This is a genomic window from Janthinobacterium silvisoli, assembly GCF_014200725.1.
Lineage (GTDB): Bacteria > Pseudomonadota > Gammaproteobacteria > Burkholderiales > Burkholderiaceae_D > Janthinobacterium.
The window spans coordinates 1-6,924 of sequence record NZ_JACHCL010000013.1 but is presented as its reverse complement, the minus strand read 5'-3'; the positions used below and the strand labels follow the sequence as shown (position 1 = coordinate 6,924).

Here is a 6,924-nt window from a genome sequence, read left to right as displayed (position 1 = left end):
ATGATAGTGCTGCAACCAGTGTGAAAGTAGGTTATTGTCAGGCTTGTTATTCGTAGTAGAGAAAAACCCCTCCGGTATCCGGTGGGGTTTTTTTTTCGTCTGAAGCTTTGCCTTTCACGGCGTACAGGCGAAAAAAAGCAGCGCTGCGCGCTGCTTTTATACTTTCAATACTGTTTGCTCAGAACACGTATTGCGCACTCACACCCAGCAACCAGTTACGTCCCGGTGCCGCTTCATAGTAGCGCTTGTTGCTATCGCCGACGATGACGGAACCCACATACGTACGGTCCAATAAGTTGTTCAGGCGGGCAAATTGCTTGAAGCGCCAGTTACCCACGCTTTGCTTGGCATTAAGCCGGAGATTGAATACCGTGTAGCCGGGCGCCGGCTTATCGATATTGCTGTCTTCCGCGTAAATCTTGTTGCTGGCCACGCTTTCCAGCGCCGCGCCGTAGCGGTCCAGTGTGTCTTTCCAGGCCAGTTCCGCAAACAGGTTGGCGCTGGGTACGCCAGGCAAGCGGCTGCCTGACGCTACATTGCCGAACGCTTGCTCATACACGGCGTGCAGGCTGGTCAGTGCCAGTTTGCTGCTGAAACCGTAAGGCAGGCTGGAATCGAGCGATACTTCCATGCCTTGGCGCAAGGTCTTGCTGGCATTCTTGTAACTGGTGCGCCCGCCGCTGGACATATCGACCACCAGTTCATCGTTGGTCTTGATCTGGAAAATGGCTGCGTTGATACGCGTGTTGTTATTTACCCTGGCTTTCACGCCCGCTTCCAGGTTGGTGCTGGTCGATGGCTTCAAATTGAAGTTAAAACCATCGCCTTTACCCGAGTAAAACAGTTCATTCAGTGTGGGCGCCTCGAAACCGCGCGCGGCGCTGGCGTAGACATTGACGTCGGGATTGATTTTATAGAGCAAGCCCAGCACCGGTGTGGTGTGGCTGTATTGCAAGCTGCCGCTATCGTCGCCATTGCTGAGGTAATGGTCGGTGACTTCCACTTTCATCTTGCTGTGGCGCAGTCCCGCACTGAGCAGCCAGGGGCCGCTTTGCCATTCCGCCTGGATATACGGATCGAGACTCGAAACGACATCCTGCTCATCGCGGCGCAACCTGCCTTTCAGACCAAAGGTATTGCCGATGTAATTCTCATAGCCCGTGCGGTCATCGCTGGAACGGCCGTAATCGATACCGATGGTGGTGCTCAGCTTGCCGCCAGCCAATTGGTTCACATGCAGCCAATTGGTGTCGATGCCATAAAAATTGCGCTTGAAATCAACCACACCGCCCGATTGGCTTGGGGGATTCTGGACGATCTTGGAAAATGCCTGGTATTGGATCACGTCGCGGTTGCCGCCGTAGACCGTCATGTGCAGGCGGTCATCGCCGAAGCGCTGTTCATAAGTGGCGCCGATTTGCTGGTGATCGATACTCTTGCGCGTGTTGTAGCGATCGGCCAGGGTGCGCTTCGGGTTTTGCGTATCCGTCGTGTCGATTTCTCCTGCGCGTGGGTCACGGGCAAACGTGGCCCAGGTGACCCCCAAGGGATCTTGCGTATTGCCCTGATGCAGGGAGTTGGCAACGATGGTCAGCGTGCTGTCTGCATTTGGCTTGACGGTAATCTTGCCGAAAGCCTGCTCGCGTGTGGCGGCGCTATGCTCGCGGTAGCCATCCGTGCGGAAGCGCGAGCCATCGAGTACATAGCCGATGCCGCCTGCCTGCCCTTGCGCGCCGATATCCACTTTGCTGGTGCCGTAGCTACCGCCCGTGACATTGAGTTCGACGGAAGGGGGATTCTGCCCATCCTTGGAAAACAGCTGGATCACGCCGCCAGAATGGTTGCCGTAGATGGCAGAAAACGGCCCGCGCAATACTTCGATGCGCTCGGCGGTATCGAGATTGAAGGTGGCGGCCTGGCCCTGGCCGTCAGGCATGGTGGCGGGAATGCCGTCGCTGATCAGGCGTACGCCGCGTACGCCAAACGCGGAGCGGGCGCCAAAGCCGCGCGAGGAAATTTGCAGATCCTGCGCATAGTTCTGGCGGTTTTGCACCACCAGCCCGGGCACGGCGGCCAGCGCTTCCGATGCATTAACGCGAATCTGGCCATCCTGAATGCGAGCGCTGTCGACCACGTCGATCGATGCGGGTACTTCCCGGCTCGGATGTTCGATACGGCTGCCACTGACCACCACGACGTCCAGTACCTGGGCGTCCGGAGCATCGGCGGCAAAGGCGGTGGCGGTGCCTGCAAAAAACAGGCTGGCGATGGTGTTCAGGCGGAAGTGTTGCTGCATATAAAGGTACTCCAATGAGTTGCGAGGTGATGAGGCTTGCTGGTTGGCAGGCTTGCTACTTGTCAGACTGATTATGCCGACTCTGTCTCACCCGGTGCGCCACGCAGGATGGCGCCGTGGAGAGAAGGGCGGGATTGTCACAAGTGCTGTACCAAAATGCAACACCTGTTCCAGCTCCTTGTCCCATTCTGTAGCGTCCTGTAGGCCATGTGATCTGACGGTAAAAGCTTGCAAGTGCGCCTAAACCCGCTAATTTTGTAGTGTGGCCCGTGTTGGCACGGCATTTGCAGTTGAGAGCTTGTACTTCCCAATGCGGTAGTAGTAGCTGTCACACGGTTTTTATCACCACCAACAATTAGATAGAGGACGACATGAATCTCGCAGACATCAGCAAACTGGGCGTGGCCAATCCCTTCAAGCAACGCTATGACAATTACATAGGTGGTCAGTTTGTTCCACCAGTTAAAGGTGAATATTTTCCGAACGTGACCCCGATCACGGGCTTGCCTTTTTGCGAGGTAGCCCGTTCCACGACGGAAGATGTGGAACTGGCACTGGACGCCGCACATGCCGCCAAGGAAGCCTGGGGCAAGACTTCACCAGCCGAGCGTGCCAATATCCTGAACCGTATCGCCGACCGTATTGAGCAAAATCTGAACCTGATCGCCACCGCAGAAACTATCGATAATGGCAAACCCATTCGTGAAACGACGAATGCCGATATTCCACTGGCGATTGACCATTTCCGCTATTTCGCCGGTTGCATCCGCGCGCAGGAAGGTTCCGTGGCGCAAATCGATGCGGAAACCTATGCTTATCATTATCATGAGCCGCTTGGCGTGGTGGGGCAGATCATTCCCTGGAATTTCCCCATCTTGATGGCGGTGTGGAAACTGGCGCCCGCACTGGCCGCCGGCAATTGCGTGGTACTGAAGCCAGCCGAGCAGACCCCAGCGTCCATCATGGTGCTGGTCGAGCTGATCGGCGACTTGCTGCCGCCTGGTGTATTGAACATCATCAATGGCTTCGGACTGGAAGCGGGCAAGCCGCTCGCATCGAGCAAGCGCATCGCCAAGATTGCTTTTACCGGTGAGACTGGCACGGGCCGCTTGATCATGGGCTATGCCGCGCAAAACCTGATCCCTGTCACCCTGGAGCTGGGCGGCAAGTCGCCGAATATCTTCTTCGAGGACGTGATGGATGCCGACGACGATTATTTCGACAAGTGCCTGGAAGGCTTCACCATGTTCGCGCTGAACCAGGGTGAAGTGTGCACCTGCCCGTCGCGCGTGCTGATCCAGGAATCGATCTACGAAAAATTCATCGAGCGCGCCCTGAAACGCGTGGCGGCCATCAAACAAGGCAATCCACTCGATGCGTCCACCATGATAGGCGCCCAGGCATCGCAGGAACAGCTGGAAAAAATCCTGTCCTACCTCGACATCGGTCGCCAGGAAGGCGCCGAAGTGCTGGCCGGTGGAGAGCGCAACCTGCAGTCCGGTGACCTGGAAAAAGGCTATTACGTGCGCCCGACTGTGTTCAAGGGCAATAACAAGATGCGCATCTTCCAGGAAGAAATTTTTGGGCCGGTGGTGTCCGTGACCACCTTCAAGGATGAAGCTGAAGCTTTGGCCATTGCCAACGATACTTTGTATGGCTTGGGTGCCGGCTTATGGACGCGCGACGGTTCGCGTGCCTTCCGTGTCGGTCGCGCAATTCAGGCTGGCCGCGTGTGGACCAATTGCTATCACCTGTACCCAGCCCATGCTGCTTTCGGTGGCTACAAGCAATCGGGCATCGGCCGTGAAAATCACAAGATGATGCTCGACCATTACCAGCAAACGAAGAACTTGCTGGTCAGCTACAGCCCGAAAGCGCTGGGCTTCTTCTAATCAGTAGCACGATGACACCGCATTGCCGCAGACTGGGCGATGCGGTGCGACGAAAGGATACTCATGAGCGCAGCAATTGCCAGGGTAGTCGCCACAGGTGCGGCACTGGAGCTGATGGACAAGTTGCGCGAACGCTATGGCCCGCTGATGTTTTTCCAGTCGGGTGGCTGTTGCGACGGCAGTACGCCCATGTGTTATGCGAAAGGCGAGTTCGATGTCAGTGATACCGATGTGTATCTTGGCGATTTGAACGGCGCACCGTTTTATATGGGTTTGGAGCAATTCGCCTACTGGGAACATACGCAATTGATTATCGATGTGGTCGATGGCAATGGCGGCATGTTTTCACTCGACAACGGCACCGGCAAGCGCTTTTTAACGCGCTCGCGCTTGTTCAGTGATGCAGAGAATACCGTGTTGCATGCCAGCTAAGCAGAAGATCTACTCGTGTTCGGTAGCTTGCGGTAAATCGTATTGCGTGAAATACCGAGGGTCCGCGCTGCGGCCGAGACGTTGCCGCCGTGCGCGGCCAGTGCTTCCACGATGGCGCTATGTTCCAAGTTTTCCAGGCTGGCTCTGCTGCTTGCTGTGGCGGGATTGTTCGCCAGCGGGGCGGACTCTATATCATCAAGGAAATCATCGGGCATATGGCGCAAGCTGATTTCCTGCGCTTCAGCGGCCATCACGATGGCCGTGCGCAAGAGGTTGGTGAGCTGGCGGAAATTGCCTGGCCACTGATGCCGATGGAAAAGCTTCAGCAGGTCCGGCGCCAGCGTGTAGCGGGTGCCGGGCGCTTCCGTCGCCAATATCTTTTTCACGACGGTTTCCAGATCCGTGCGCTCGCGTAGTGGCGGCAATTTCACGACCAGGCCGTTCAGGCGGTAATACAAGTCTTCGCGGAACAGGCCCTTGGCCATGCGCTCGCGCAAGTTGTGATTTGTCGCGCAGATCAGGTCGATATGAATAGGAATGGATTTGCTGCTGCCCAGCGGCGTGACCATGCGCTCCTGTAACACGCGCAACAGCCGCGCCTGCAAGCCAAACGGCATGTCGCCTATTTCATCCAGAAACAGGGTGCCGCCATTCGCTTGCAGTATCTTGCCGATCGCCCCTTTCTTGCGTGCACCGGTAAATGCACCATCTTCATAACCGAACAGTTCGGATTCGATCAGGGTTTCCGGGATCGAAGCGCAATTGACGGCGATGAAAGGGCCAGTCGCGCGGGGCGTATCGTTATGAATGGCCTGCGCCAGCAACTCCTTGCCCGTGCCGGTTTCACCCATGATCAAAATGGGAATATCGCGCCCCAGCACCTTGCCAACCTTATCGATGACCAGTTCCAGCTGCGGGTCACCCGTGCGCAGATAGCGCAGCCCGGACAAGCGTCGCGTTGCACTGGCCGGCGCCGGCGTGGTTGGCGTGCTTTTTTCGGCCGGCTCGCTGCTGGGGCTAAGGGCATATTGGAAGGCATGGTTGGCCAGCCTTAGTTCCGCGCGGCCCAGCACGCGTACGCCGCTGGGTAGACACAAGTCCAGCAAGCCGGGCGCAGCCATACGGTAATGATCGTACAGTGCTGACACGGGTAGGCCAAACAGGGAGCTGAAGGTATGCGATTGCAATTCGGCAAAAGACAAGCCTAGCTGGAACAAACCATTCTTGTTGGCAGACAAAAAACGTCCGCCAGGTGTAAATGACGCCAGTCCTTCCATCAGAGTACCGACAAATTCGGGCCGCGCATGGAAGTGCAGGGTGATGGCATCCTCAAAGGTTGCCGAAAACAACTGGTTTTCTATCATCAGCGCCGACATGCGCACCAGGGCCATCGTATGCTTGTGAAAACTGCGTTGATCGCTGGATACGTCCAGCACGCCGATGACATTGCCGCGGTGGTCAGTGATCGGCGCTGCTGAGCAGGTCAGGAAATGATTCGCTGCCAGATAATGCTGGTCTGCATGCACCAGTGTCGCCAGCTTTTCCGTAATGGCTGTGCCGATGGCGTTGGTGCCACGTACCTGTTCGGACCATGCCACGCCGGGCTTCAGCGCCACCCGGTTGGCTTTCTCGAGGAAATCATCGTCACCCAGGGAATGCACGATCACGCCGCGCGCGTCGGTCAATATCACCATGCTGTGGGTGTTGACGATTTGCTGGTAGAGCGCTTCCATGGCGGGCACCGCATGCGTATGCAGCATGCGGTTTTGCTCGATCAAGAGTGACAGATCGGATTTGGCTATGGGCGTAGAGTCCGGCGTTGCAGTAGGGGAGAGTCCAAACCCCTGTGAGCGCTGGTGCGATGTCTCGATGATGATGGGAGTGCCATCGCCAGGCTCGGCGATGGTCGTTGCGATAGACGGTAAAGGACCGCCACGATAGGTAGTTGATAGTCGCTGCATGATCTCGTTGCCTCCGTTGGGCTGCTGTGGCGCAGCGCTCTTGTGTATGCGAGAGTGTTCCATAATGTAGCACCTGTGACCGATACGCGCACAAGCCGGCACTACGGGCGATGAATGTTTGCTGTGATGTGCGTAAATAAGTCTTGCGGCACTGGCAGGCCTTGGCTATAATTCTTTCCCTCGCTGAACGACGCATGCAAATGCTGAATGAGGCGAGTAAAAAAGAAGGTTGACGAAATGCTGAAAACGCTTCATACTCTTCCTTCTTCGCAGCTGACAAACACAACGCTTTGTCGATAGCGCGAAAGCAGTAACCGAATTGAGTTCTTTAACAATTAACAGT

4 protein-coding genes are annotated in these 6,924 nt (G+C 56.4%); 2 read left to right on the top strand and 2 right to left on the bottom strand.

All coding sequences use genetic code 11. The annotated features are described in order from the left end of the window. Window positions 1-178: 178 nt before the first annotated feature. Complete coding sequence (locus HDE75_RS26530) at window positions 179-2,296, bottom strand: TonB-dependent receptor family protein (protein WP_183683118.1); 2,118 nt, start codon at window positions 2,294-2,296, stop codon at window positions 179-181. A gap of 371 nt (window positions 2,297-2,667) precedes the next feature. On the opposite strand from HDE75_RS26530, the gene adh reads away from it, so the two are divergent. Next, a complete protein-coding gene (gene adh / locus HDE75_RS26525; RefSeq protein ID WP_183683120.1) occupies window positions 2,668-4,188 on the top strand; it encodes an aldehyde dehydrogenase in 1,521 nt (506 codons plus the stop codon). 63 nt (window positions 4,189-4,251) lie between these two features. Beyond that, a complete protein-coding gene (locus HDE75_RS26520; RefSeq protein WP_183683123.1) occupies window positions 4,252-4,620 on the top strand; it encodes a DUF779 domain-containing protein in 369 nt (122 codons plus the stop codon). Here HDE75_RS26520 and HDE75_RS26515 read toward each other — a convergent pair. Further along, entirely contained in the window at window positions 4,617-6,581 is a 1,965-nt protein-coding gene (locus HDE75_RS26515; protein ID WP_183683126.1) for a sigma-54-dependent Fis family transcriptional regulator, read from the bottom strand. The genes HDE75_RS26520 and HDE75_RS26515 overlap by 4 nt on opposite strands. Window positions 6,582-6,924 lie beyond the last annotated feature (343 nt).

Bases quoted from the DNA above. Each gene is read 5' to 3' on its own strand.
- HDE75_RS26520 (WP_183683123.1), top strand. From the start codon at position 4,252: ATGAGCGCAGCAATTGCCAGGGTAGTCGCCACAGGTGCGGCACTGGAG.
- adh (WP_183683120.1), top strand. From the start codon at position 2,668: ATGAATCTCGCAGACATCAGCAAACTGGGCGTGGCCAATCCCTTCAAG.
- HDE75_RS26530 (WP_183683118.1), bottom strand. From the start codon at position 2,296: ATGCAGCAACACTTCCGCCTGAACACCATCGCCAGCCTGTTTTTTGCA.
- HDE75_RS26515 (WP_183683126.1), bottom strand. From the start codon at position 6,581: ATGCAGCGACTATCAACTACCTATCGTGGCGGTCCTTTACCGTCTATC.